This window comes from Streptomyces clavifer, from assembly GCF_036345975.1.
GTDB lineage: Bacteria > Actinomycetota > Actinomycetes > Streptomycetales > Streptomycetaceae > Streptomyces > Streptomyces clavifer.
This window is the reverse complement of sequence record NZ_CP107793.1, coordinates 6510340-6535277: the sequence shown is the minus strand read 5'-3', so window position 1 is coordinate 6535277 and position 24938 is coordinate 6510340. Positions and strand designations below refer to the sequence as shown.

Sequence of the window (24938 nt, the reverse complement as noted above, 5' to 3'; positions counted from 1 at the left end):
ATCGGTGTGGTGTGGCTCACGGGAACCCCGCCTCCGCGCCGGAGGCACAGAGAGGGCGAGGTGTGACGGGTAGGAAGATCGATAACGCGGCGGGGGCACGGATCAGGGCGGGCGGCCACGTGGCGTTCGGCCAGCTCCACGAGGGAGTGCGCGCGTGAAGGCGGGCCACCACCCCACCTACCGGCCGGGGGTGAATGGACGCCGCGGACAGGGAACTCCACCGTGTGAAGGTCTGCCAAGGAATGGTCGGGTTTCCCGATCCGGCCTTGCGGGTGCTGCTCACCCCTGGATAACTGAATGATCATGAACCTCTTCAGCCGTAGTTCCACGCTCCGCCGCCCAGCGGCACCGGCCGACGCGGCGGCCCCCACCGGCGTGGTGGCGCCGGATCCGGCCCTGGTTGCCCTCACCGGAGAGTGGATGATCGACCCCGCGCACAGCAGGATCGGATTCTCGGTGCGGCACGCCATGGTGACGACGGTGCGCGGCTCCTTCGCGGAGTACGAGAGCCGCCTGTTCTTCGACGGCCGGGACCCGTCCCGTTCCAGGGCCGAGATCGCGCTGGCCACGGCGAGTGTCGACACCGGTGTGGAGCAGCGTGACGCCCATCTGGTCGGCCGCGACTTCCTGGACGCCGGCAGGCACCCGCGGATCACCTTCACCAGCACCGCTGTGCAGCTGGCGAGCAAGGAGGTCTACCGCATGACCGGCGACCTCAGCATCAGGGGAACGACCCGCCCCGTGGTCCTGGACCTCACCTACATCGGCCACGTCACCGACCCGTTCGGATACGAACGGGTCGGCTTCGACGGGACCACCACCATCAACCGTTCCGACTGGGGCCTGACGTACAACGCCAGGCTGGCCGAGGGCGGGGCCATGGTGAGCGAGAGGCTCCGCCTCCAGTTCGACATCGCCGCCATCCGCGCCACGGGCTGACCCCGCCACGTCGAGCGACGACTCCCCCGCCCGAACGACTGCCGGGCGGGGTCGAAGTGTGGGGCTCAGGCAGCGTTCGGCCCCACGTCCGCCGCGGTGAGCGGCCGACGCAGCGGTGCCTGGACGCTGTACTGGTCCGCGCCGGTGTCGCGTGCGGCGCCCCGTGCGTGACCGTCGAGGTCCTGGGTGACCGATCCGAGCCCGGAGGACGCCGCGCCGATCGCCGGGCTGCCCGGAGACAGCCGGTGGACCCCGTCGGATTCCAGGCGCAGGAGCGGGTCGGCCCGGGTGTAGCCGGACGAGGGGATGTCCCCCGGCAGTGCCGCTCCCCAGAGGAGATTGCTCCGCCACGTGACTCCGGCGCCCAGGCCGGCCTGGACGAGGCCGCCGGACTGGGCGACGAGGAGGTTGTCCGCCACCGACACGTCCTGCGGGAGGTGGGGGCGGTCCGTGCCGCTGTCCCCGGAGAGGGTGGTCCTGTTGTTCAGCAGTGTGTTGTGCACGATCAGCGTACGGTCGCAGGCGTCGTTCCCGCGGCGCTCGTCCGCCGTCTCGCCCGCGTGGTGGTCGCGGGTGCTGCCGCTGCCGATGACCAGGGCGCGGCCGGTCAGGGCGTACAGGTAGTTGTTGGCGACCAAGTGGTCGTTGCCGTACAGCCGCAGGCCGTTGACACCGCCGAGGAGGTGGTTCCCCTCCACGGTGGTGCGGTTGCCGTGGCGCAGCACGATGCCGCCGACGCTGTCGCGGATGGTGTTGTACCGGACGGTGTTGTCGGAGGACTTCACCGAGATGGCCTCGGGATCTCCGTCGCACCGTTCGAACAGGTTGTACTCGACGACGCCGTGGGCGCTGCTGAGGGCCCGGCTGCTGACGCCGAGGCGGATGGGCTCTCCGCCGTTGCCGCCGCTGTAGCTGTGGTCGGAGAAGTGGTTGCGCAGGACCTGCAGCCGCTGGGCCATGGCCGTGCTCCCGGGCCCGTCGGCCACGAGGTAGCAGCCGGCCGTCGTCTTGGACCGGAAGCGGTTCCGGTCCACCTTGGTGTCGTCGCCCCGCACCACGACCCAGTCGAGGTCGGTGTCGTCGGCGAACTCCAGGGTGTTCCGGGTGAGCCGGATCCCGGTACACGTGGCCGGGACCTCCAGGGTGACGCTCTGGCGCAGGGTGAAGCCGCTGAGGGTGACGTAGCTGGAGTTGCCGAGGACGAAGCTCCGCTCACCCTTCAGGACCGCGCCGCCACGCGACTGGGAGACGATCGTGATGGGGGCGGCACTCGTGCCGTTCCGGCCCGAGACGGTGACGGCCTTCCCCGCCGGCACGGTGTAGGTGCCGTCGGCGACGACGATCCGGTCACCCGGCAGGGCCTTGTCGATGGCTTTCTGCAGGGCGTCGAGGGAAGTGACCGTGGTCGTGGTGGCGGCGGTGGCGCTGGGGAGCGGCAGCAGTGCGGCGGATGCCGCGGCCAGGGCCGCCCCTCCCAGGAAGGTACGTCGTCTCATGGGTCACTCCTGCGGTGTGCGAAGAGGGGCGGCACGTGTGCTCACGGCGTCGCCCCGGTGGCCGGACTGTCCCACTGTCCCGGGCGCCGCTGACGTCCGGCTCACGTACGGCTGACGTCCTGTCGGACCGGACACCGCGGTCCCACCGGCGGAGGGCGCGGGCCGGTCGTCCCTCCGGCACGCCGCGCCCGCTGCGGCATGCCGTGCCCGCTCCGGTATGCCGTGCCCGCTCCGGTGGGCCCCTTGGCCTCCGCCGTATGCCCCGTTGTATGGCGAGCGGACTCCTCGCGACGATCACCCGGCCCCGGGAGCGGCGGGCGGGGAGCCGGGAGCGGCGCTCACGCGGACGACGACGCCCACCGCCTCGGTGCGGGGTGTCCGAAACCGGTGGGTCCCACCCCTACCGGGAGTCCGCGCTGGAGTGGTAGCGGGGTGGACAGGGTGCCGTACCCGTGTTGTCATGCTGCACGCACCAAAATTTCCAACGTAGTACAAGACCCCGCCCTCCTGACTGGCACCCAGCCCTCCGACCGGCCCGCCCCACAGGGCTGCGGTCGTCCGCGACGAGCGCACGCACCCCGGGCCACGCCGAACGCACGCGCGCCACAGTCACCGGGCCGTCGCCCGCTCCACCCGCGACACAGCCCGCCGCTCACCGCCCCGCCGGCATTCTGCCCAGCCGCTTGCCGAGCGCCTCGTCCCGCCGGACAACGTTGTCGCACACGAGAAGGAGCCCCCAGTCCTCATGCTGCGCAATATCCGCAGACTCTCCGTCATCCTGACCGCGGCCGCCCTGCTGGCCGGATTCGCACCCTCGCCCGCCGGAGCCGACGACCCGCCGCCGGCCGCCCGGACGGCCGGCGCACCGGACGCCAGCACGGCCGAGGCGGGTAATCCGATCGTCGAGGGGTGGTACGCCGATCCGGATGTCGCGGTCTACGGCGACCGCTTCTGGATCTACCCGACGACGTCCCGCAGGTACAGCGAGCAGACCTTCATGGACGCGTTCTCCTCGACGGACATGGTGAACTGGACCAAGCACCCCAAGGTGCTGGACATCGCCGACGTCTCCTGGGCCGAGTACGCGCTCTGGGCGCCCGCCCCGGTGTTCCGCGACGGCAAGTACTACCTCTACTTCGCCGCCAACGACATCCAGAGCGACTCCGAGCTCGGTGGTATCGGCGTCGCCGTCGCCGACCGCCCCGAAGGGCCGTACAAGGATGCCATCGGCGGCCCGCTCGTCTCCCGGTTCCACAACGGCGCCCAGCCGATCGACCAGGACGTCTTCATCGACGACGACGGCCAGGCATACATGTACTACGGCGGTTGGGGCCACGCGAACGTCGTCAAGCTCAACCCGGACATGACCAGCCTCGGCACCTTCTCCGACGGATCGACCTACAAGGAGATCACTCCGGAGAACTACGTCGAGGGCTCCTACATGTTCAAGCGCGACGGCACGTACTACATGATGTGGTCCGAGGGCGGCTGGACCGGCCCGGACTACTCGGTGTCCTACGCGATGTCGGACTCCCCCACCGGCCCGTTCAAGAAGATCGACAGGGTGCTGGCCCAGGACCCGGCCGTCGCCCGTGGCTCCGGACACAACTCGGTCGTCAACGTGCCAGGCACCGACATCTGGTACATCGTCTACCACCGCCGCCCGCTGAGCGAGACCGACGGCAACCACCGGGCCCTCGCCTACGACCGGATCGACTTCAACAGTGACGGCACGATCCGGCCGGTCACGATGAAGGTCAACGACAACTTCGACGACGGCAACGCCGTCGGATGGCGCACGTACGGCGATGCCGACTGGACCCCGAAGGGCAGTGCCTACTCCGCCGCGTCGTCCTCCGCCGGCCTCGCCCTCCAGGACACGAACTTCTCGGATCTGGTCTACGAAGCCGACGTGACCCTGCGCCACGCCCGCAGTGAGGCGGGCCTCGCCTTCCGCGTCACGCAACCGGGCACCGGCACCGAGGGGTTCCACGGCTACTACGCCGACCTCGGCCCGAACGGTCTGGTCCTCGGCAAGGCGACCGGCGACGAGCGGACACCGCTGGCAACGGCCCGGCTGAAGGCGGCCGTCGGCACGAAGCACCGGGTGCGGATCGAGGCGACCGGATCGTCGGTCAAGGTCTACGTCGATGACATGACCAGGCCGAGGATCAGCACGACGGACACCGCCTTCGCCTCAGGCGCCAACGGCGTACACGTCACCCGGCTGTCGTCGGACACCGGACCGGCGGCCCCGAGCAGGCCCCTCGCACGCTTCGACAACGTCTCGATCCGCTCCAACGTGTTCAGCCTCGAAGCGGCCGACGCCCCGAACCGGTTCGTCCGGCACGCCTGGAGCCGCGGCCGCGTCGATGCCGATGTCACACCGCACGCAGACATGCGGTGGAAGGTCGTCCCCGGGCTCGCGGACCCCTCCGCCGTGTCGCTGGAGTCGGTCAACTTCCCTGGGCACTTCCTGCGGCAGCAGGGCGGGGAGGTGTGGATCGGCGCGCGCACCGACGACGACGCCTACCGCGCCGACGCGACGTGGCGGCGCGTCCCAGGACTCTCCGACCCGTCCCTGATGTCCTTCGAGTCCTACAGCGCACCCGGCCGCTACCTGCGACACCGCGACGACGCACTGCTGTACGTGGAGAACATCGGCGCCGCCGACCGGCCGGAAGCAACCTTCCGGGTGCGGTGACCCGGTGACCCGGTGGGCCCGGTGACCCGGTGACCTGACGGCCGGTGACCTGACGGCCGGTGACCTGGTGGGCCCGGCCGGGCGGCTCCCGGCCGGGCCCACTTCTCGGAGCCGGCCGGACCGGGTCGACCTTCTCCGGGGCCGCCGGATCGGGTCAACCGAGCGCCGCCTGGCCCGTTGCCGCCGCCTCACCAGGTACATCGATGTCCTCTGCGGTGACGGACAGGAAGTAGTCGTACGCGTCGAGGTCGAGAACCAGCCCCGGCAAGGTGACCAGCACTTCGGCGTGCCTCGGTTCGACTGCGTAGACGTTGACGAACTGGCCGAGAGGACAACCGAAGAGGTCCGCCAGGAACCGACCGCCGAGGGCGGTCACGTCCGTGTCCCCCTCGGGCAGATCCTCACCCTTGCGGTAGCGCTCGACGGCGTACCTGGTCATCGTGTGCCCACCCCCTCCGGACGCCGACCAAGCGTGGCGTTCACCCTCCCTCCGCCCCTTGCTTCCGCGTCCTGGCCTCATGAGCTGCGAGCTCTTCCGGGGTGCCCACGAAAGCACGGTCGCAGCCGGGTGGAAGACGTTCGATCACCATGGCGATGGCCTCCTGCGGTGTGGCAGCGGGACCCACGGTCTCGGTGCGGAGAGGTCCGGAGACCCAGTAGGTACCACCGACGACGGGCAGGACATAGGGAATGTCCCAGGTCCATCGTCCCCCGGTGCAGCGGCTGAAGTGCAGTTCACCCATCCCCGTCCAGGGGAAGAGGGGTCTCAGGAGGGGTTCCGCGTAGGCCGCCTCCAGGAGTTCGGGGCTGACGCGCCCGTCGTCGCGTACGGTCTGCCAACCCGCTTCGACGGCGGAGGCCGATGAGTCCTTGTCCATATCACCATCATGCACGCCGGGTGATCGCGGTGCTCGACCGAACGACGCCTCCGGCGGCCCCTGATCGACCATCCCCGCCTCACCCCGTGCAGACGTCCAAGGCATCCTCAGCGCGGCGCAGTTGTCCGGCACATCGATGTCTCATCGCCGTCGGAAGGGGTACAGAGGTAAGCATGGCTTTCGTGAAGCGTGTTGCTCTTGCTCCTCGTGCGGTGCGGCAGCTGCGGCGCGTCCGCTCGGTGTACGTAGCGGGGATGCTGCTGTCAGCCCTGGCCCTGCTCTCCTACGACGATTCGGCAGCAGGCGGCCGACAGACAGTGGTCGCGGGGGTCTTCCTCGCGGTGTTCGCCGGCCTCCTCACGCTGACCGCGGTGCAGTTGTGGAGGCACGGGCGGACCAAGCACTGCAGTACGGCGAAGAAGCTCGCCCCGCTCGACGTCGGCCCGTAACCGGCAGGCAGGCCCCCTCCGTTCGCAGCGCCGTGCGGCTGCGCCGCACGGCGCTGCGAACGGAACGGGCCGGGTCGCCCAGCCACCCACCCGGGCCGCGCCTCGCCACTACCCTCGTCCGGATGCGGCACCGAGCCCGGTGGCTCCGGTCACTACCACCGCCGGGTCCGGGCCCGGTTTCCAGTCCTGAGCGAGAAGCCCGAGCAGCACCTCGTCCAGGAACTCACCCATGACCCAGGCCGAGGAGCGCAGCACGCCCTCACGGACGAATCCGTTGCGCTCGGCGGAGCCCAGCATCGCGGCGTTGTCCGACAGCGTGTCGATCTGGAGCCGCTGCAGGCCGCGCACGACGAAACCGTAGTGGCAGAGCACCGCGACGACGTCGGTCCCGTAACCCCGGCCGCGAAAGCGCGGCAGCAGCTGGAGTCCGATGTGCGCCGAACGGTTGTGCGTGTCGATGTTGCTCAGCACCGCGGTGCCGACCAGTGCGCCGCCGCGCAACTCCACCACGGAGAACGGGACGTACCCATCCGCCGTGTCGTCTCCTACGAGCCGAGGGTCCTTCGAGCCGGGCTTGATCGGCCGCCACGGCCGGCCACCGGCCCGCGCGGAGTTGACCACGTCGTTGTAGAGCTCTTCCCGCAGGATCGGGATGTCGTCCTCGTGCCGGGCCCTGAGCCCGACCTTGCCGCCCTTCAGCATCCAAGCTTCCTACCCGACCGGGCCGGCGGGCGGCAACCCAATAAGACCCGTGCCAACGGCACCCGCTTCCCGACCCCGCTTCCCGCCCCCGGTGTCCGGCGTCGAGATCCACCCGGCACCCCTCCCCGCCCCGAAGGCCTGACGGGCGCACCTGGATCACCACACAGCTCTCCCCCTGCCGGACGTTCCGCCAAAGGCCCGTCCCGGCCCCGGCCTCCTCGTGGGGGCGCGGGCAGTCGGGCCGGACAGGGGCGCGGGCAGTCAGGCCGGCCGAAACGCCAGAGCGGCGGCCACTCCCGCGGTCACGTCCCAGCCGGTGGAGGGAACGACGTCAGCCAGAAGCTCCTTGTCGATCCGGGCGTCGGCCTCAATCAGGGCGTCGACGGACTCCCGCGAAGGCAGACTGCCCTGCGGACCGGACGCGTGCTCGATGAGGGCCAGAATCGACGCGCGGGTGCTTTCGTCGCTGAGGGCCGGCAGCCGCACGCCCCTGAAGCCGTCTTCGGCGTCGTACTCCGCTCGCTCCCAGGTGCTCCCGTCGAAGCCGTAGACGAAGCCGAGGAAGAGCTCTCCCTCACGGGCTCCGCGCACGGGCGGCTCCCACCACTCGGGTGCACCGGCCAGCAGGTCCGTCTCGGGCTCCTCGAAGAAGTCGGACCCTTCCGCGTAGAAGGTCTCCGAATCCTCGTTACTGTGCCCGAGCAGCACCGCGCGCCCGTCGCCCCGGTGATGCAGGTCGGCCCAGTTGCCGTCCCCGTCGTCGTAGTGCCACAGGGACCCTTCGGCCCGGCAGTCGTCACCACGCGCAGGGCCGCGGGACAAGCGCCCGGTCGTTGCGAGACCAAGGACAGGAACAGGTCCGATATGGGGCGGTATGACTGCCCCTCCCCGCACAACGACCGGGTGCATCCGACGGGGCCGGCTCCGCCTCGCTGCTCTGGGCGGCACCGTCGGCCCGCCTCTCCCCTCGCCTCGGGGCTACGCCTTCGGCGCCGCACCTCGACCGCACTCTGCGAAGGCGCGCTCCACGTGTGCGCGGAAGGTGCGGGGCGGGCGGCCCGTCACCCGCTCGACGGTTCCGGTGACGCGGTTCTCGGCGCCCTCGGCGATGGACCGGTCCAAGCCGGCCAGCATCGCGGCGAACTCGCCGGGGACGCCTGCGACGGTCAGACGGTCACGCATCTGTTCATACGTGAGCCGCCTGTGCTCCACGGGCCTCCCCGAGATCCGGGCCATCACGGCGGCAACATCCTGGTAGCTCAGCGCTTCTGGCCCGGTGATCACCAGATCCGTGTTGGGCGCCGCCGGGTCGGTGAGGGCGCGCACCGCGACCGCAGCGATGTCGTCGGCGTCGACGAAGCCGACCTTCCCGTCCCCGGTCACACTCGACACGACCCCTTCCTCCCGGACGCTCTCGGCGTGCACATGCCGACCCGTGAAGTTCTGCATGAACCAGGAGGGCCGCAGCACCGCCCATTCTTCGAACAACCCGTCGGCCAGCAACGCGTGCACCTGTCCGACTCCGGGGCCACCCACGGGGACGGCCGAGGAGCTGAGCAGTACGACGCGTCGCACGCCGGCCGCGCGGGCCTGTTCCAGGAAGGGCCGCATGACGGCGACGGGACCCGGATCACCGACGGGCGGTACGAGGTAGGCGCGGTCGACCCCACCCAGTGCGGCACTGAAGGTCCTGGCATCGTGCCAGTCGAACCTGATGCCCCGCGCACCCGCCGCGTCTGCGGGCCGACGTGCGGCTGAGGTGATGTCGTGGCCGAGCGCGACGAGTCGGCCGACTACACGGCTGCCCGTAGTGCCGGTCGCGCCGGTCACCAGGACGGATGGATGGTTGGTCACGGTCTTCTCCGCTTTCTCTGCTCCACGCTCGCGTTCACGGGGCGGGCAAGGATTTCGTGGCATCCAGGGGGCGCCAGGGATTCCCACAGTCCGGCCGGAGGGTGGCGCGGCAGGCTTTGACGGTGACGGTGGCGACGTACGGCATCCCGTACGGACCCCCCGGGGCGACCAGTCGGCCACGCCGCACCCCTCGGCCACGATGGTGGCCGGACCGGTCGGCGCGTGAACCTCCGGCCGCAGGATCCCCTGCAGGCCGACGGAGTCCGGATAGCCGCGCGCACAGGCCGCGACAACCCCCAGCCGTGCAGCTCCCAGGGAAAGCCCTTGCGGATCGAACGGAGACGCGAACAACGCATCGCCGTCACACAGGGCGACCCAGCCGCCGATGCCCTCGCCCAGCAGGAGGCGTGAGCCGTGGCGGAACAGGCGCTCCGGGCACCTGGCTGCACTCATCGGTCGGCCACCCCTAAGATGTGGACTACGAGTCCGCTTAACCACTCGAACCATACGGACCATCGGTCCGCTTAGCAAGGAGAGGCCATGGTCCAGCGCAAAGAGCGTGCCGATGCCCTGCGCAATCGCCAGGCCGTCCTGGCCGCAGCCGACGGCCTCTTCGCGCGCAGCCCGAGCCCCCGCAGCGTGTCCATGGACGATGTCGCCGCAGCGGCCGGAGTCGGCAAGGGCACGCTGTTCCGCCGCTTCGGCGACCGGACGGGCCTCATCCGGGCCCTGTACGAGGCCCGGATCCAGCCCTTGCGCGACGCCGTGGAGTCTGGCCCACCCCCGCTCGGCCCGTCGACGCAGCCTCACGACCGCGTCGAGGGGCTGCTCGACGCGGCGCTCGGCTTCAAGCTCGACAACCGCCATCTCGCCCTGGCCCTGGAGGAGGTGGGCAGCGGTAGCCCGTACCAGGCGGCGCACTACACGTGGTGGCACCGCACCCTCCAGGAGACGCTGGAGCAGATCCCCTCGGTGGCGGACGGCGAGTTCATCGCTCACGCACTCCTGGCCGCGACCCGTGCGGACCTCGTCGAGCACCTCGCGGGGCAGGAGCACATGACGGCGGAGCGGATGAGGTCGGAACTGGCCGCCTACGTGTCGCGGGTCCTGCCCTCCGCCAGCGGGAGCGGCAAGAACGGCGAGAGCAGCTGACTGTCAGGCCTGCGTCCTGGAGTGCGGGGGCGGATGATGACCCCGCAGCAGGCGGGAATCGACTTAACCGTGGTCTCACCCCTAGATCGAACGGACGATCTCGTGGCTACCGAGCACCGTAGCTCCGCCCTCCGCGCACCCGCAGCCTCACGCCCGTACGCCCCGTCGCGACGGGGCGGCGCCTGCTGGCGGAGTGCACCGGATGCGGCCGTCCCGGCGCGCCCGAAGCACTCCCCGACGGCCTCTGCCGCCCCTGCCGCACCGCCACCGCGGACGCCCCTACGGCAGCACCCGCAGCTCCGCCGGCCGAACGCGATGTGCACGCGCTGGTCAGCCGACTCCGCGACCTGACCCGACTGCCCTGACCACCGCGCCCCCGCACGCGGTGTTCGACCACGGTTCGCACCGCTCCGCTCCTGGCGGAGCCCGCGCGACTCGGTGACCGTGCCGGCGCATGGTCCGACGGCACAGACTCACAGCCGGTCCGTCGCCAGGTGGTGCGCGACAACACCCGCACGAACTGACGTTCCGCGTGGACGAGCACGGCCCGCTGATCACCCCCTCAGGACCACTCCCCCTGCGGCGGTCAGGTCCCGGGCTGCCCTGGGCCGTCCCCGAGGCCGACGCGGACTCGGCGCGGGTGGGTGAGCGCCGCCCGGACGATGCGTTGGAGCATCCCGCGGTCCACCGCGACCGGCAGCAGAGACCGACGGCGGTCGCCCGCCGCGGAGGTCCAGTGATGTGCCATCACCAGTCGTCCAGCGCGGACAGCGACCGCGAGCCCTGCCGCGTGCCGGACCGGATCGACGGCCACCCGTAGGACGCGGGGTGAGAAGCCGGGACCCGGTCCGGGGCCGACGGGGGCCGATGCGTCCTTTTCCGTGACAGTGATGCCGACGTAGCCGTTGCCGGAGCTGTGGACGAAGAGAGTCAGGGTCTTGTCCAGAGCCGTCCCCGGCCTGCGGTCGCCCCGGACGACGGCTGCGGCCCCCGGCCGGCGGTCCAGATCGACGTACAGGAACGGCAGGCGCGCCTGCCCGTCACCGCCCGGCATGGCCTCCAGAGTCACCGCGAGCAGCGGTGCGGCATCGTGGAACGGGGGGTCGGGCACACGCGAGCGGGGGCCGTCCGCCGAGGTGACCGTCACGTCGAAGCCCTCCTGGGGCCGACGGGGGGTGTTCCCCGTGTCGGCGTCCACCGGGGTCAGGAGACGGGATCGACGAGGGGCCCCGCCGCCGCTCTGACCCGCCCGTCGTGGTCCAGGACATCACTGCTCCGCAACCGGTCCTCGATGTGCTCCAGCACGCTCCGCTCGACGTCGCAGACGGCGATTCCCTCGACGACCGTGTGTACGTTGTCCCGGTTGCTCGCGATGGGGGCACCCGAACAGGCTCCGAAATACTTGCAGTTCAGGCAGTTCGCGGCCATCCGGGTCTCGGCGGCGGTGGCCGAGGCATCGAAACGTGGCCCCGAGAGCAATTCCTCGAGCGGGGTGGTGAAGATGTTGCCCAGTGAGGCCGCGGGGTCCTCGTACGGGTCGCCGTAGGCGTAGACGTCCCCGGGGGTGTTCACGACCAGCACCGAGATCCATTCGCGCTGGTTGAAGTAGATACGCGGCGCCTCGGGGTTGAGGTGGCGCAGCACGATCTGGAAGTGGCTGTCCAGTGGGGAGACCTGCACGGGGGTGTCGCTCTCCAGCCAGAGGTCGACCATCTCGTTGAGTGCGGAGACGATCTCCGGGACGGTGATGTCGTACGCCTCGTGCTGGTTCTCGTAGGCTCCGTCGAAGAGCGGGAGAACCCTGAAACCGATTCCCGCCTTCTCGTAGAACGAGAAGGTGTCCTTCACGCGCCCCAGGTTCTTCCTGGTCAGCACAGTGATGCAGCCGAAGGAAACACCTTCGGACCGCAGCCGCTCCATGTTGGCGACGACGTTCTTCTGCTGGTCCCTGCCGGCGATGTTGACCCGCAGTCCGCTGAAGAGGTCCACGGATACGCCGACATGGTCGAAGCCGTCCCGGAGAAGCCGGATCCGCTCGTCGTCGAGGACGGTGAGATTGGTCTGGACGAAATTGCTCACCTTCAGCGAATCTCCGAAGATCTCACGCTGGTCTTCCAGGCTGCGCCAGTAGTAGTCCGGCTCGATCATCAGCGGTTCGCCACCGTGCCAGACGATGTGGAGGTGCGTACGCACCCCGTCCTCCTGGTCCTTCCTCACATAGAAGTCACGCATGTGCACGTACATGGAGCGCAGTTGTTCCCGGCTCATCCGCTCACGCTGTCCGAGCTCGGCGAATTCGTAGCAATAGGTGCACCTCAGATTGCAGAACTTGGATATCTTGATGACGAACTGGACCTGCCTGGACGTTTCCCGTGCCACTCGTGGGCCTCCTCGCGCTTCGGGATCTCGGGATCTCGGGACTGCGGATCACCGGATGCGGCCGGAATGTGCGGTCCGCATCCGGTTCGGAGCCGGTGGGGAGCAGGCGCGGGGCACCCGCGGGTGGCGTCAGGACAGGTCGTCGAGGATCCGGCTCAGTGGCGCGACGGCGGCCGTCCGCTCGGACGGTGTCGGCGTGATGCCCTGGAGATACGGCTGGACCCGCTGGAGGTAGGGATTGATCACCTCGTTGTAGACCCTGTTGTAGATCTCGTTGAACTGCCCGAACAAGCCGTCGGCGGACCGCGCCTCCTGGTCCGCCTCCGCCGCCTGGGCGGCGAGCGCGGCACGCGCCGAGTCGGAGACGGTGACCGTCTGCGCGGGCTCGGTGGCGGCCTGGGCCACCCCTCCCGCGAACACGGGCATGCTCAGCCCGGCGGCAATGGTCGCCAGATAGGCGAGATAGCGCTTGGAATCGTCAGATCTCATAACTCCTCCTTCTCCGGGAACGCGCCCTTCGGATACGAGGAGTCAGGGTCGGACCACGGGGCTTCAGGTACAGGGTGCGAGCACGACTCCGTATCACGGCGGTACACGTACCTCATGGCCGAACAACCGAAGCGCCCAGGCCGGAAGAAACCCGACCGGTTGAACAGGAGATCCGCGGAGAAACAGCGGGCCGCCCCGTACACCTGACGCTGCCGGTATTGAAACGCCACACCCCTGGCCGGTCAATAGGAAGCGCGCCCTCCCATTAGCACCACTCTTATGCACCGATGCATTTGAGTCTTGATCCATTCAAAGCTCTCTCCGCTGCCGACCGTTCGGCGCCGGACCGGCCGTCCTGTGGTGGGATGGCGCTGTGAGCCGCACCGTGGAAGAGACCAACCGACGTATGCTCCGCGCACGGGACGCGATGGACCGTGCGTACGCGCAGCCACTGGACGTACCGGCCCTGGCCCGGATCGCCCACGTCTCGCCGGCCCACTTCGCCCGCACCTTCCGCGCCACCTTCGGCGAGACCCCGCACCGGTACTTGCAGCGCCGCCGGGTCGAGCGGGCGATGTTCCTGCTGCGGGAGACCGATCGCAGTGTCACGGACATCTGCTACGAGGTCGGGTTCGGCAGCACCGGTACCTTCAGCCGTACGTTCCGCGACATCGTCGGCCGGTCGCCCAGGACGTACCGCAAGGAGACGGCGGCCGTGAATGTACCCACGTGCTTCACGAAAGCGTGGACGCGGCCGACCGGCTGAGCGCCTCCGCGGGCCCTCCGCACGAGCCGCCGCGACTGCGCAGATTCGGATAAGTTTTCGCCGCGCCAGCCGATTAGCGTGGTCCTCATGTTCAACGCGATCACGCACTCACAGATCTACGTCCTCGACCAGGACCAGGCCCTCGACTTCTACGTCGGCAAGCTGGGCCTGGAGGTCAATGCCGATGTCGACATGGGCTTCATGCGCTGGCTCACGGTCAGCGTCCCCGGACATCCGGACCGCGAGGTCCTGCTGGAGAAGCCCGGCCCTCCGGCGATGTCCGAGGAGACGGCCGAGCAGGTCCGCGGGCTGCTGACCAAGGGCGCACTGGGCAGCGCGCTCATCCTCACCACGGACGACTGCCGGAAGACGTACGAGACACTGCTGGCCCGGGGCGTGGAGTTCACCGACGAGCCGACGGAGCGCCCCTACGGGATCGACTGCGGCCTGCGCGACCCGTTCGGCAACCACCTCCGCTTCACCCAGCTGAAGGGCTGAGAACCGAGGGCGGGGCGCCCGGTGCGCAGTGGCTGTCCGCCACTGCGCACCGGTCGCCCCCGTCCCCGTCCCGGGCGGGTCCCCTACGACTGCGCGGGCAGTGCCGGGAACACGACCACCGAGCCGTCCTTGTCACGGACGATCTCGATCGCCACGTCTGCCGCGCGGCCGTTGACAGCGACACCGTCGCCCAGCCTGCGGATCCGGTGTGCCGCGCGCATCAGGCGGTCGACTTCACCGGTCGTGAAGACGGGCAGCAAGCCTTGCGGGCGCGCCAGCTCCAGCGCCGACAGGCGTACCAGGACACCGGCGATGCCCGACTCCAGTGCATCAAGACGACGCTGATCGCCCTTGAGTGTGCGAGCGAAGTTCTCGAACACGTTGCCCGGGTCGCTCTGGGCATGCTCGACGGCCTGCAGGACGATGACCCGCTGCTTCAGCGCAACCGCCAGGGCCGCGAGTTCGAGGTGGGTGCGGAAGATGCCGCCGCCGTCGCCGATGCCGGGAAACGACTTGGCCAATCGTGCAGCTGTTCCAGCAGTTCCGTGATGTGCTCGATGGCCTGCTGGCGCTTGTGGTCGGCATGAGCGCTCACCCCCACCGCCAAGCGTCGCTGCTGAGTGGCTGGGTGCCGGGTATGGCCGACTGCCTGTGTCCGCCCTCCTGACCGGAAACGTTCGGCGGCGCACCCACAGTCCCGGCACCGCTGGACCGGACATGGTCGCAACAGAGAGACTTGACCGATCGGCGCCGTGCGGGCGTCGGCCGCGCGCACCGGTCAGCACGCGCACGCACACACGGGGGCAAGGTGCCAGAGCAGCCGATCGCCGGACGGTACGAGCTCGTGGAGGAGCTCAACAGCGGCGGTATGGGGGATGTGTGGCGCGGCTACGACGCCGTCCTGGACCGGCCCGTCGCCGTGAAGGTGGTCCGGCGGCAGGCCGTCGCCGGCTCACCGCAGCTGGCCGAGGAGTTCGCCAAGCGGTTCAAGCGGGAGGCCCGAATCACCGCGCGCATCCAACACCCGGGCGTGCCACAGGTGTTCGCCGCGGTGCTCGATGACGCCTACGAGCGGCTGTTCCTCGTCATGGAGCTGGTCGACGGGCTGCCGCTGTCCGCGTACATCCGCCCCGACCACCCGCTGCCGGTGAGCTGGGCCGTCGCCGTAGCGGCGCAGGTGGCCACCGTACTGTCGTACGCACACGAGGTGCCGGTGATCCACCGCGACCTGAAGCCGAGCAACATCCTGGTCGCACGGGACGGGACGGTTAAGGTCCTCGACTTCGGGATCGCGGCGATCCTGCGCACGGACGTCACCAAGCTGACCGCGACCGGCAGCCCCATCGGCACGTACCAGTACATGGCACCGGAGCAGGTTCGCGGCGGGCGGACCAGTCCGCAGACCGATCTGTACGCGCTCGGCTGCGTGTTGCATGAACTGTTCAGTGGGCGAAACCTGTTCAACGCCGACAGCGAGTACCTGGTGATGTACCAGCACGTGAACGCCGCGCCGACCCCGTTGCGCCTGTTGCGACCGGACGTGCCGGCCGCCCTGGAGGAGCTCGTCCTGCACCTGTTGCTCAAATCACCCGAGGCTCGGCCCGTCGACGTACAGGAGGTGTACGAGCGACTGCGCCCCTTCCTGCCGACGCCCGGCGGGCGACCCGCGCCCGGGGAGTCGTGGCCGCAGGGGGTGCCGGATCCGACCGGGATCTTCCGGCAGCCGTACGCGCCGCGCGCTCGCGTGGGTGCGGGACGGCCCGTACCCACGACGGTCGATCCCCACGCCGCCCTCCCGGCTCCCGTGGCCGTGTCGGAACTACTGCGCGAGGAGATCGCGGAGGCGTACGCCCACTCCGACGCGCTGCTGGACGAGGAGCGGTTCGCCCAGGCCGCCGTGGTGCTGAGCGAGATCATCGAACCGGCAGCGCGTGCCCTCGGTACGGAGAACAGGAAGGTCCTCGAGCTACGGACGCAGCGTGCCGCGATCCGGCTGCTCGGCGGGGACTACCGGGCGGCGTTGCCCGAATTCGATGACCTGGCCGACGCTTACGCGCGTACCGGCGGCCCCAGCAGTGCGCAGGCCCGTGCGTGCCGCGCGCAGGCGGCCCGGTGCCGTGGGGAGCTCGGCCAGGTCACCGACGCCCTGGCCGCGCTGCGGGGTGTTCTGGACGTCGCCCGGACGGTGGACGGGGACGTGAGCGATGAGGCGGTCGAGCTGCGCCGGGACATCGGCATGCTGCTGCTGGCCCAGGGACAGGTGCCTGAGGCGCAGTTGGTCCTCGCCCCCCTTCACGACGACCTGTGCCTGGTCTACGGCCCCCTGGACGACATGTCCGAAGAGGTCGCCGAGGCACTGGCACTGATCGAGCTCGATCTCGACGGCCCGGCCGCCTGATCCACTACCACCCCCGCCGCCCGCCGCTCACCCGGAGAGTCCGCCCATGCCCCACCTCGCGTTCGACATCGACTTCTGCGCACAGCTCAGCAAGCTGCAGGGCAGCGTGAAACAGGGTGTGTTCGACGCCTGGGAGAAGTTCGAACGCCTCACGCTGGACCAGTTGTTCAAGGACCAGGGGCTGAAGCTGGAGACCCTGAAGCGCGCCCGTGATCCGCACATCAGGACCATCCGCATCGATCAGGGGACGCGGGGTGTCGTCCTCGCGCCGGACAGCGGTGACACATACGTTCTGCTGCGCGTCATGCCTCACGACAAGGCGATCGCGTGGGCCGTCAAGCAGAGGGCGAGCATCAACACGGTCACCCGGGCCGTCGAGATCCGGGACATCGCGATGCTCGACGAGCTGACCCCCGCGTACGAACGCATCGCCCCGGCACCCGATCAACGGCTGTTCGCCGGGGTGTCCGACGGGGACATGAAGGCACTCGGTATCGACGAAACGACGCTGCGGCAGGCTCGCACACTCTCAGACGCCGAACAGCTGGAGGTGTTCGCACCGTACTTCCCGCAGGACCAACGCGAGGTCCTGGAGTATCTCGCGGCAGGCTTCAGCGTGGAGGACGTCTGGCGGGATGTGGTGTCGGTGGCCATGTCCACCGTGTCCGCCGGTGATCCGCCGGTGGACACCCGGGACTTCGCGACGGCCATTCAGCGCACCCGGGCCCGCATCGCGCTGGTCACCGGGTCCGAGGAGCTGCGCGACATCCTCGACAAGCCGTTCGCTGCCTGGCGGGTCTTCCTGCACCCTTCGCAGCACAAGGTGGCCTACCGGCCGTCCTACTCGGGCCCCGCGCAGGTGACGGGCGGCCCGGGCACCGGAAAGACGGTCGTCGCGCTGCACCGTGTGCGGCATCTGCTCGGACATCTGCGTGACGGGGACCGGGTCCTGCTGACGACGTACACGAACGTGCTCGTCGCGGCACTGCGTACGGGGCTCGCGGCCCTGGTCGAGGACGAGGTGCTCCGCGACCGCGTCGACATCATGACGGTCGACGCGTTCGCCGGCCGTGTGGTGTCGACGTCACGGCGGCCGTTGCGCGGTGGCGAGGAGGAGGCGCGCTGGGAGCGGGCTGCTGCTGCCACCGGATTCAGCGGCACCGCACAGTTCCTCGCCCAGGAGCACAAGCATGTCGTCCTGGCCCAGAATCTGCGGACTCCGGAGGAGTACAGGGACTGTGAGCGACGGGGACGCGGCAGCGCTCTGCCGGGATCCGCTCGCGCCCTTGTGTGGCGTACGTTCGAGGAGTTCACCGGCAGGCTCACCGCCGATGGCCTGCGCACCTACCTCGGGACGTGCGCGGAGGCGGCCGATCTCCTGGAGTCAGCCGGCCCCCGGTACCGTCACGTGGTCGTCGACGAGGCCCAGGACCTGCACCCCGCACAGTGGCGGCTCCTGCGTGCGGCGGCGCCGGCACGGCCCGACGACCTGTTCATCGCAGGGGATCCGCACCAGCGCATCTACGACACGAAGGTGTCCTTGAAGTCGGTGGGAGTCAGAGTCAGTGGCCGGTCGACCAAGATGCGCAAGAACTACCGCTCGACACACGAGATCCTGAGCTGGTCCACCGCCCTCCTTGTCGGCCGTCCCTTCGAACAGCTGGCGGACGACGCCCGCCACGACACGCTGCTCGGCTATCGATCGGCCCTGCACGGGACCGGTCCGGAGACGTTCGGCGGGGATTCGGAGGACGCCGAGCTCGAAGCGCTCGTCGGGCGGGTGAGGGGATGGCTGGACAGCGGGGTGGCCCCGAGCGAGATCGGGGTCAGCGCCCGGTTCAACAAGAACTGCGACAAGGCGACGGCCCGGCTGAAGGCCGCGGGAATCCACGCGGCGCGGTTGCGCGGGGACGCACCGGCCGACCCGGATGCAGTGCAGATCGGCACCATGCACGCGTTCAAGGGGCTGGAGTTCCGGTGTGTTGCCGTGATCGGTGTGGCCGATGGTGCCCTGCCGTATCCGAAGGCGGTCACCGCTGCCGACATCGACCGGCTCCAGCATGACGCGGACCTACTCGCGGAACGCTGCCTGCTGTTCGTCGCCTGCACCCGGGCCAGGGACGGACTGTACGTGTCCTGGTGGGGCGAGCCGAGCACGTTCCTGGTGGAGGCGGGTGTGTGAGGCGCCCGCGCCCTCCGGGTCGTCCCGCTGTTCGGAGGACGACTCGCCGTCCGCCGCTCGTCGGCCGCTCCGGACGGGCCGGTCCTCAGCGCCCGCTGTCCGCGCATTCGTCGCTGTCGCCCCCGCTGCGGCACTGATGCCCGGTGGCCCCCTGATCGTTCGGGGGCCGGGAGTCCGGATCCCTTGGGGCGCACGGCACTCCGGCCTGCGTCGGGCAGGCCGGCAGCGGCGCCGGATGGGCCCGCTCGTGCTCGTCCAGCCCCGCGGCGACGGTGGCTGCCAGCAGGGCGGCGCCGATAAACAGTTGAAACGCCCCTGCGAACGGGTGCCCCGACCGCAGGAAGAACACGGCGACCAGAGACACGCCGAGCGTGAACCCGCCGAGCCAGAGGACCGGTACCCAGTCCATCGGGGGCGGCCCGGTGTCCCCGGGGGTGCTGCCGGACCGGCTCGTCGATCCAGCCCAGCCGCGCATCCCCAACAACAGGGCCACAAAGGCGGCGAAGGCGATCTCGATCAGGACGGCGATCACGGTGAGACACCCGCCCTCGAACCCCCCGCCCTCGGTCGCGGTGTCCCGCGCCCGCTCGTGCACAACCCCTGGTAGGCGTGGGGTACGGGAAGCGGGCTCCGTGGTCATGACCGTACTTTCGTACGGAACGGCGCACTCCACACCACCGTCCCCGAGCCGAAACCCACTCGTTGCGGGGCGGTGTCCGGCGATCACGGGATGCGGTCGGGCTGCCGGCCAGGGGGCCGGCCTGCGACCTCCATCCTCGGGTCCGCCGGAACGGGTCCCCGAAGTCTCCTCTCAGGCGGTGGAACGGGCCGTGGGCCACAGCGAAACGAACACGGAGGCCACCTCCGAACCCTGCACCGCCCCCGAGTAAGGTCCGCTTGTTCGCAACAGGCCCCGGACCAGGGGCCACAGGTGGGAGGGGCGTCATGAGTGGTGCGGGACCGGTCGGCGGCACGTGGAGACCGAGCGTCGAAGAGCGGGGGGCACTCGCGGGCCGGTGGTGGCAGTGGGCGCTGTCCGCTCCCGAGGAACAGTGTCCGGTCAAGGACACGACGGGCGAGCACGCCGCGTGGGGACAGCCGGACGACCTCTGGTTCCTGGCCGGTACCTACGGGGGACAAGTGGTGCGGCGCTGCGCGATCCCCTCGGACCGGCCGGTGTTCTTCCCGGTGCTGAACATGCAGCACGACCGGGCGTATTCGAGGGTCCCCCGTTCCCTGCCGGTGGCCGAGGCCACGGCGTCACTCAACGGCGTGCCCCTGCCGTTGCAGGAGTTCTCCGCGCCGTTCAGGACGGGGCAGACCCAACGCTATGCGTGGGGAGTCTGGGGCAGGATCGAGCCGCTGGCCCCCGGCCAGTACGTACTGGAGATCAAGGGCAGGTCCACGAACGGCTTCTGGGTCGACACGACGTACCACCTGGAGTCCGGGCGTGCGTGAGTCCGGGCGTGCGTGAGTGCGCCACCGGAGGTAACGCCATCCCCCCGGGGGCGAAGCCTCCGCATCGACCGTGCACCGGCTCGCACGCACAGCGTGGTCACAGATATGCCATACGATGCGCACACCTATACGTAAATTTTCCGTTTGAGGATGCACACGTCATGTCTCTGGGTGCCACGTCCCGTTCCCTGCGCGGTATATCCGTCGTCGTAGCCCTTCTCGCGATCGGTGCGGCTGGTTGCGCCGATGTCGTCGACAGCGCCAAGGACGGCGCGAAGAAGGTCGCCCGCCAGCGCTCGGTCTTCTCTCTCTCCACCGGCGACTGCTACAACCCGAACAGCAAGGCTGCCGCGAGCGAGGAATTCGCGATAGAGGTCGTGCCGTGCAAGGAGCCTCACGAGGGCCAGGTCGTCGGCGAGTTCACGATAGACGACGAGAAGTCCTTCCCCGGTACCGACGCGGTCGCGGTGATCGCCGACGAACGATGCCCGGCCGAGGCGCAGAAGTTCGCCCCGGACACCTGGGCGCTGCCCACGGGGGCCGAGGTCTTCTACTACCACCCCACCAAGGAGAGCTGGGCGACGGGCGACCGGTCCGTGAGCTGCGCCTACACCAAGGAGTCGGGCAAGCTGACCGGGTCGCTGAAGAACGCCCCCCTGGACGCCGACCAGCTGGCGTACCTCAAGGGCTCGACCGCGGTCTACGACGCCCTCTGGGAGAACCAGCCCGAGGGAGAGGTCGAGGACGACCTCCCCGGGTACAAGGCGCAGGCCAAGGCTGTGGCAGCCGCGCTCGACACCCATGTCCAGGCGCTGCGGAACATCGAGCAGCCCGAGACCGGCAAGCTCCGCGCACAGTTGGAGAAGGCCGCCGGCGAGTGGAAGAAGGCGGCGTCGGCAGGTGACTCCGACACCTTCTACCTCGCCTACGACGGGGCCTTCACCGGCATCGACCCCAACAAGTCGATCGCCGCACGCAAGGAGCTGAAGCTCGCCACGACCGTCCCGGCCGACGAGGCCGAGGTCTGGGCGGGCTGACCTCCTCCGCCGCGAGGCCGGAGCCCCCGGTGCGCCGTCACCACCCGCACCGGGGCCCGCCCCCGCGCATCACGTCACGGATGCAGTGTGGCGTCCTCTGCGCTCGAACCCTCCCGCCCCGGGCAGCGTCCGACTCCCACCGTCGCGCCTCACGCCGTACCTCACGTGGCACTCCGCTCGCTCACCTCGCGCAGGTCCCGGTCCACCGCACGGTCGTACGCCGGGTCCGGTGCGCCCTCCGGACTGCCCGGGCGGCCCGTGCGCAGGAGGGCGCGCCAGCGTTCCTGACTCCAGGCTGCCGGAGCCGTGGTCCGCATGAAGTCCTCGACGAGGTCCAGGAATCGGGCGGGGTCGGTGTGGTACGGGAAATGCCCCGCACCCTGGAAGATCTCCAGGCGGCTGCCGGGCATGGCCGCGTGAGCGCCGTACGCGTGGTGCACGGGCACCACACTGTCGCGTGAGCCCCAGAGGAGCAGCGTGGGCATGCCCTGGGTCAGGTAGCAGCGGTCCAGCATGGTGACCACCTGGCCCCGCCAGTCGACCACGGCCCGCAGGGTGCTGATGAACGCGCTGCGGGAGGTGGCGTCGGGGAGAGCGTCCACGAGGTCCACCAGTTCGCCCGCGTCCTGTCCCAGATCCGTGTCGAGCGCCTTGATCAGCCGGGTGAAGAGGCCGACCTGGCGGCGCATCCCGGGCAGGCGCAGGGTGGACAGCATCAGGTCGGCGCCCGGCAGCGACACGGCGCGCAGGACGGGGTTCACCTCGCGGCCCACGCCGCCCGCGCTCACCAGGATCAGCCGGTCGGTGCGCTCGGGGTACTGGTACGCGAACTGCATGGCCACGCCACCGCCGAGCGAATGGCCGACGAGGGTGGCGCGTTCGATGCCCAGGACTCCCATCAGGTCCCGGATGCCGTTGGCGTAGGCGGGCACGGAGTAGTCGGCCCGCGGCTTGTCCGAGGCGCCGTGCCCGAGGAGGTCAGGGGCGATCACCGTGTGGTGGCGGGCGAGGCGGGGGATGAGGTCCGCCCAGGTCGCGGAGGAGTCGCCGATGCCGTGGATGAGCAGGATCGCGGGGCCTTCTCCCGCCATGCGGTAAGCACGGCGGTATCCGTGGATCACCCGGTGCCGAAGCTCGGCCGCCTGCCCGCCTCCGTGCCGTGGTGCGCCGGTCACGAGATCGCCTCCTGCTCACGGTCCGTCGTTCCGGTTGGTTGTCGCTGCGACGATTCCCGGCGAGCGTAGGAAGCTCCGGCGTACGGGGGATTTCCCTGGGGTTTCAGGCGGTGTACGGATGGGCTCCGGGGGCAGCGGGAGGCCCCTCCCAGGCATTCCGTAACACGCGCGTAGCCGTGCGGGGTCCTGCGCGCCCTATGATCACCCCAGCACACCCGCCGGCTGTCTGCCGCGGTTTCGTGCGTCATCCCTCTCCCTGACCGGGTACGGCACCGCGCTGCCCTGCCCGCGAACCCCGGAAGGCGGCCTGAATGGTCTCTCCCGTACGTATCTGGCTCAACCGCACGTACGCGGAGAACGTCTTCTTCATCGATCAGCTCCGACATAATCCGGACGGTCGGCAGGTCGCGGTCCATGCCACACACGGGGACCCCGACTCCCCCGTGCTCGCCGCCGCCGACACCGCGTCGCCGGAGCCGGAGGGTCTGACCCCGGCCGCATACGCCGAATTCGCCCTGGACCAGTGCACCCGGCGCGGCATCGATGTGTTCGTTCCCGTGCTGCACCAGGCGGCGATCGCCGCGCACCGCGAGGAGTTCGCCGCGATAGGCACCACGCTCCTCGCTCCACCCGCCGAGGCCTGTGCCCTCTTCCAGGACAAGGCGACCGCGTACGAGACGGTTTCGGCCGTCGGGGTGCCCGTGCCGCCGTGGTGGCGGGTGCGTACCGAGGACGAGCTGGTCGAGGCCGTCGACGCGATCGAGGCCGCGGGGGGCACGGCCTGCTTCAAGCCGGCGGCCGGTGCGGGCGGGGTCGGGTTCCGCATCATCACCCGGGCCCCGTTCTCCCTGCTGCACCTGGGCGGCTTCCCCAGCCCTTACGTGCCGCTGGGTCTGGTCATCGAGGCGTTGCGCAGCGGCGAGGGCTCGGTCGACTGGCTCGTGATGCCGCGCCTGGACGAACCCGAGGTGTCCGTCGACTGCCTCACCGGTCCCGACGGCGCGGTCCGGATGGCGGTGGGCCGTACGAAGAACGGGCGGCGTCGCGGATTCACGCTGCGGCCTTCGGTGACCGACCCCGCCCGGCTGATGGCCCGGACGTTCGGGTTGCACTGGCTGACCAACATCCAGTTCCGGATGTACGAGGGGCAGCCGGTCCTGATGGACGTCAACACCCGGCCGGCCGGCGGCCTGCACCAGCTCTCCCAGTGCGGCATCAACGCCCCGTGGGCCGCGGTGCGCCTGGCACTCGGCGACGACCCCGGTGATCTGACCCCGGACTTCCTGGGCGCGGACTATTCGGTGATAGCCGGGCCACGCGCCCTGCGGCCGGTGGTGGTGCCGGGGCAGCGCTCCGAGGACCCGCCGTCCACCGCCGCCCGCCCTGCCTCCGCAGGGGTCGCCGCCGTGCTCTGAGACATGCGCGGCATGGCCGTGGGCCGGGTGCGCCCGCGTCGCCCTCGTCCAGCGGATCGCACGAGCCTTCCTCCGCCGCGCACCCGGCACCGGCGGTGCCGCCCGGACGGCAGCGCGAAAGGTCGAGTGCCGCCCGTGCCGCCCCATCGGCCTCATCGAGTCCGAGTGAAGCCCGAGCGGTCCGACCACCTGCGGGCAAGGGCGTCTCGAGGGGCTCCACGGACACTGCGGGTGGAGCCAACCCCCAGGTGCCCCTGAGGGTTGTCCCCCACTCAAGTCGGGGCCTTACCGGATCGTTCGGGTGACGCGGAATCCCTAGGTTGTGGGATGGAATCGACACACTGTTCCGCACACCTCCCGGAGGAATCCCGTGACCGCCCCGACGCACCGGCCGCCGCGCACCGCCCACCCACTCATCGGGGCCTTCGTGCGCTTCGTCGTGTGTGGTGGGGGCGTCGGTCTCGTCTCCGGGGGCGTGCTCGTACTGCTCAGCGAGCGGATACCGCTGGTCGTCGCCAACGCGCTGGTCACCGTGGTCTCCACCGTGATCGCGACGGAGTTGCACAGCCGGATCTCCTTCCGGAGCGACCGCAGGGGGTGGCGGATCCACCTGCAGTCCGGGATGACCGTGGCAGTGAGTTACGCGTTCACCACCGGTGCTCTGCTCCTGCTGCACGCCGTGGAGACCTCACCTTCCCTGATGGCCGAGCAGACGGTGTACCTGTCGGCGTCGGCGGTGGCCGGGGTGGGCCGGTTCGCGCTGCTGCGGTTCGCGGTCTTCACCGGGCCGGTCGTCGTACCCGCCGAGGCAGGGGCCTCGTTCGGCAAGTCGTCCGTGGCCATTGCGGCATGAGTGGCCGGGCCACTCCAGGAACGACCCCGGACGAAAGGCGCCCGTCAGGATGCGCGCCTGCCCCGCATGCGGTTCGTACCCGGGCCCGGTGCAGCGCCGACAGGCCGGACGAGC

General features: G+C 70.1%; 23 protein-coding genes and 1 pseudogene. 12 read left to right on the top strand and 12 right to left on the bottom strand.

What is annotated here, in order from left to right:
* Positions 1–303: 303 nt before the first annotated feature.
* The gene (locus OG927_RS28410) at positions 304–939 is read left to right on the top strand and encodes a YceI family protein (protein ID WP_330321362.1); all 636 of its coding nucleotides are present in this window, start codon (positions 304–306) and stop codon (positions 937–939) included.
* A gap of 65 nt (positions 940–1004) precedes the next feature.
* Here the strand turns inward: OG927_RS28410 and OG927_RS28405 are convergent, their stop codons facing one another.
* Positions 1005–2435 (bottom strand): polysaccharide lyase 6 family protein, encoded by a 1431-nt coding sequence (locus OG927_RS28405; protein WP_330321007.1) that lies wholly within the window; start codon positions 2433–2435, stop codon positions 1005–1007.
* Positions 2436–3180: 745 nt separating this feature from the next.
* Here OG927_RS28405 and OG927_RS28400 point away from each other — a divergent pair.
* The gene (locus OG927_RS28400; protein WP_330321006.1) at positions 3181–5139 is read left to right on the top strand and encodes a family 43 glycosylhydrolase; all 1959 of its coding nucleotides are present in this window, start codon (positions 3181–3183) and stop codon (positions 5137–5139) included.
* A 154-nt stretch (positions 5140–5293) separates the two neighbouring features.
* Here the strand turns inward: OG927_RS28400 and OG927_RS28395 are convergent, their stop codons facing one another.
* Together OG927_RS28395 and OG927_RS28390 are read right to left on the bottom strand one after the other, a co-directional pair.
* Positions 5294–5578 carry a DUF7683 domain-containing protein gene (locus tag OG927_RS28395; protein WP_056792336.1) on the bottom strand — a complete coding sequence of 95 codons (285 nt, stop codon included), beginning with the start codon at positions 5576–5578 and terminating at the stop codon, positions 5294–5296.
* 40 nt (positions 5579–5618) lie between these two features.
* A complete protein-coding gene (locus tag OG927_RS28390; RefSeq protein WP_241191681.1) occupies positions 5619–6017 on the bottom strand; it encodes a DUF6193 family natural product biosynthesis protein in 399 nt (132 codons plus the stop codon).
* 173 nt (positions 6018–6190) lie between these two features.
* On the opposite strand from OG927_RS28390, the gene OG927_RS28385 reads away from it, so the two are divergent.
* Positions 6191–6466, top strand: a complete 276-nt coding sequence (locus OG927_RS28385; RefSeq protein ID WP_056792335.1) for a hypothetical protein — start codon at positions 6191–6193, stop codon at positions 6464–6466.
* Between the two features lie 108 nt (positions 6467–6574).
* Here OG927_RS28385 and OG927_RS28380 read toward each other — a convergent pair whose 3' ends face one another.
* From OG927_RS28380 to OG927_RS28370, 3 genes are all read right to left on the bottom strand, one after another.
* Positions 6575–7168: a GNAT family N-acetyltransferase gene (locus tag OG927_RS28380; RefSeq protein WP_330321005.1), complete on the bottom strand. Its 594-nt coding sequence runs from the start codon at positions 7166–7168 to the stop codon at positions 6575–6577.
* A 261-nt stretch (positions 7169–7429) separates the two neighbouring features.
* Complete coding sequence (locus OG927_RS28375; protein WP_330321004.1) at positions 7430–7990, bottom strand: proteophosphoglycan 5; 561 nt, start codon at positions 7988–7990, stop codon at positions 7430–7432.
* Between the two features lie 156 nt (positions 7991–8146).
* Positions 8147–9022: an NmrA family NAD(P)-binding protein gene (locus OG927_RS28370; protein WP_330321003.1), complete on the bottom strand. Its 876-nt coding sequence runs from the start codon at positions 9020–9022 to the stop codon at positions 8147–8149.
* Positions 9023–9562: 540 nt separating this feature from the next.
* Between OG927_RS28370 and OG927_RS28365 the strand changes: the two genes are divergently transcribed.
* Positions 9563–10174 (top strand): TetR/AcrR family transcriptional regulator, encoded by a 612-nt coding sequence (locus tag OG927_RS28365; RefSeq protein ID WP_330321002.1) that lies wholly within the window; start codon positions 9563–9565, stop codon positions 10172–10174.
* Positions 10175–10760: 586 nt separating this feature from the next.
* On the opposite strand, the gene OG927_RS28360 is transcribed toward OG927_RS28365, so the two are convergent.
* The 3 genes from OG927_RS28360 to OG927_RS28350 form a co-directional block, all read right to left on the bottom strand.
* Positions 10761–11372, bottom strand: a complete 612-nt coding sequence (locus OG927_RS28360) for a hypothetical protein (RefSeq protein WP_330321001.1) — start codon at positions 11370–11372, stop codon at positions 10761–10763.
* A gap of 5 nt (positions 11373–11377) precedes the next feature.
* Positions 11378–12553, bottom strand: a complete 1176-nt coding sequence (locus OG927_RS28355) for a radical SAM protein (RefSeq protein WP_330321000.1) — start codon at positions 12551–12553, stop codon at positions 11378–11380.
* Between the two features lie 129 nt (positions 12554–12682).
* Positions 12683–13042 carry a hypothetical protein gene (locus OG927_RS28350; RefSeq protein WP_124280571.1) on the bottom strand — a complete coding sequence of 120 codons (360 nt, stop codon included), beginning with the start codon at positions 13040–13042 and terminating at the stop codon, positions 12683–12685.
* Between the two features lie 373 nt (positions 13043–13415).
* Between OG927_RS28350 and OG927_RS28345 the strand changes: the two genes are divergently transcribed.
* On the top strand, positions 13416–13808 hold the full coding sequence (locus OG927_RS28345) for a helix-turn-helix domain-containing protein (RefSeq protein ID WP_199862707.1): 393 nt from the start codon (positions 13416–13418) through the stop codon (positions 13806–13808).
* Between the two features lie 87 nt (positions 13809–13895).
* Positions 13896–14306, top strand: a complete 411-nt coding sequence (locus tag OG927_RS28340) for a VOC family protein (RefSeq protein WP_209469323.1) — start codon at positions 13896–13898, stop codon at positions 14304–14306.
* Between the two features lie 83 nt (positions 14307–14389).
* Here the strand turns inward: OG927_RS28340 and OG927_RS28335 are convergent.
* Positions 14390–14913: pseudogene (locus OG927_RS28335) on the bottom strand (hypothetical protein); the annotation flags it as partial.
* A gap of 261 nt (positions 14914–15174) precedes the next feature.
* Between OG927_RS28335 and OG927_RS28330 the strand changes: the two are divergent.
* Together OG927_RS28330 and OG927_RS28325 are read left to right on the top strand one after the other, a co-directional pair.
* Positions 15175–16704: a serine/threonine-protein kinase gene (locus tag OG927_RS28330; protein ID WP_408058132.1), complete on the top strand. Its 1530-nt coding sequence runs from the start codon at positions 15175–15177 to the stop codon at positions 16702–16704.
* A 46-nt stretch (positions 16705–16750) separates the two neighbouring features.
* On the top strand, positions 16751–18886 hold the full coding sequence (locus tag OG927_RS28325) for a UvrD-helicase domain-containing protein (protein ID WP_330320998.1): 2136 nt from the start codon (positions 16751–16753) through the stop codon (positions 18884–18886).
* An 85-nt stretch (positions 18887–18971) separates the two neighbouring features.
* Here OG927_RS28325 and OG927_RS28320 read toward each other — a convergent pair whose 3' ends face one another.
* Positions 18972–19526, bottom strand: coding sequence for a DUF6234 family protein (locus OG927_RS28320; protein ID WP_330320997.1), 555 nt, complete (start codon positions 19524–19526; stop codon positions 18972–18974).
* 305 nt (positions 19527–19831) lie between these two features.
* Between OG927_RS28320 and OG927_RS28315 the strand changes: the two genes are divergently transcribed.
* Together OG927_RS28315 and OG927_RS28310 are read left to right on the top strand one after the other, a co-directional pair.
* Complete coding sequence (locus tag OG927_RS28315; RefSeq protein ID WP_330320996.1) at positions 19832–20344, top strand: hypothetical protein; 513 nt, start codon at positions 19832–19834, stop codon at positions 20342–20344.
* A gap of 161 nt (positions 20345–20505) precedes the next feature.
* Positions 20506–21381 (top strand): septum formation family protein, encoded by an 876-nt coding sequence (locus tag OG927_RS28310; protein WP_056792310.1) that lies wholly within the window; start codon positions 20506–20508, stop codon positions 21379–21381.
* 161 nt (positions 21382–21542) lie between these two features.
* On the opposite strand, the gene OG927_RS28305 is transcribed toward OG927_RS28310, so the two are convergent.
* Complete coding sequence (locus OG927_RS28305) at positions 21543–22556, bottom strand: alpha/beta fold hydrolase (RefSeq protein WP_241191682.1); 1014 nt, start codon at positions 22554–22556, stop codon at positions 21543–21545.
* Between the two features lie 311 nt (positions 22557–22867).
* Here OG927_RS28305 and OG927_RS28300 point away from each other — a divergent pair, with 311 nt between their 5' ends.
* Positions 22868–23971: an ATP-grasp domain-containing protein gene (locus tag OG927_RS28300; protein ID WP_056792309.1), complete on the top strand. Its 1104-nt coding sequence runs from the start codon at positions 22868–22870 to the stop codon at positions 23969–23971.
* Between the two features lie 370 nt (positions 23972–24341).
* Positions 24342–24824, top strand: a complete 483-nt coding sequence (locus OG927_RS28295) for a GtrA family protein (protein ID WP_330320995.1) — start codon at positions 24342–24344, stop codon at positions 24822–24824.
* Positions 24825–24938 lie beyond the last annotated feature (114 nt).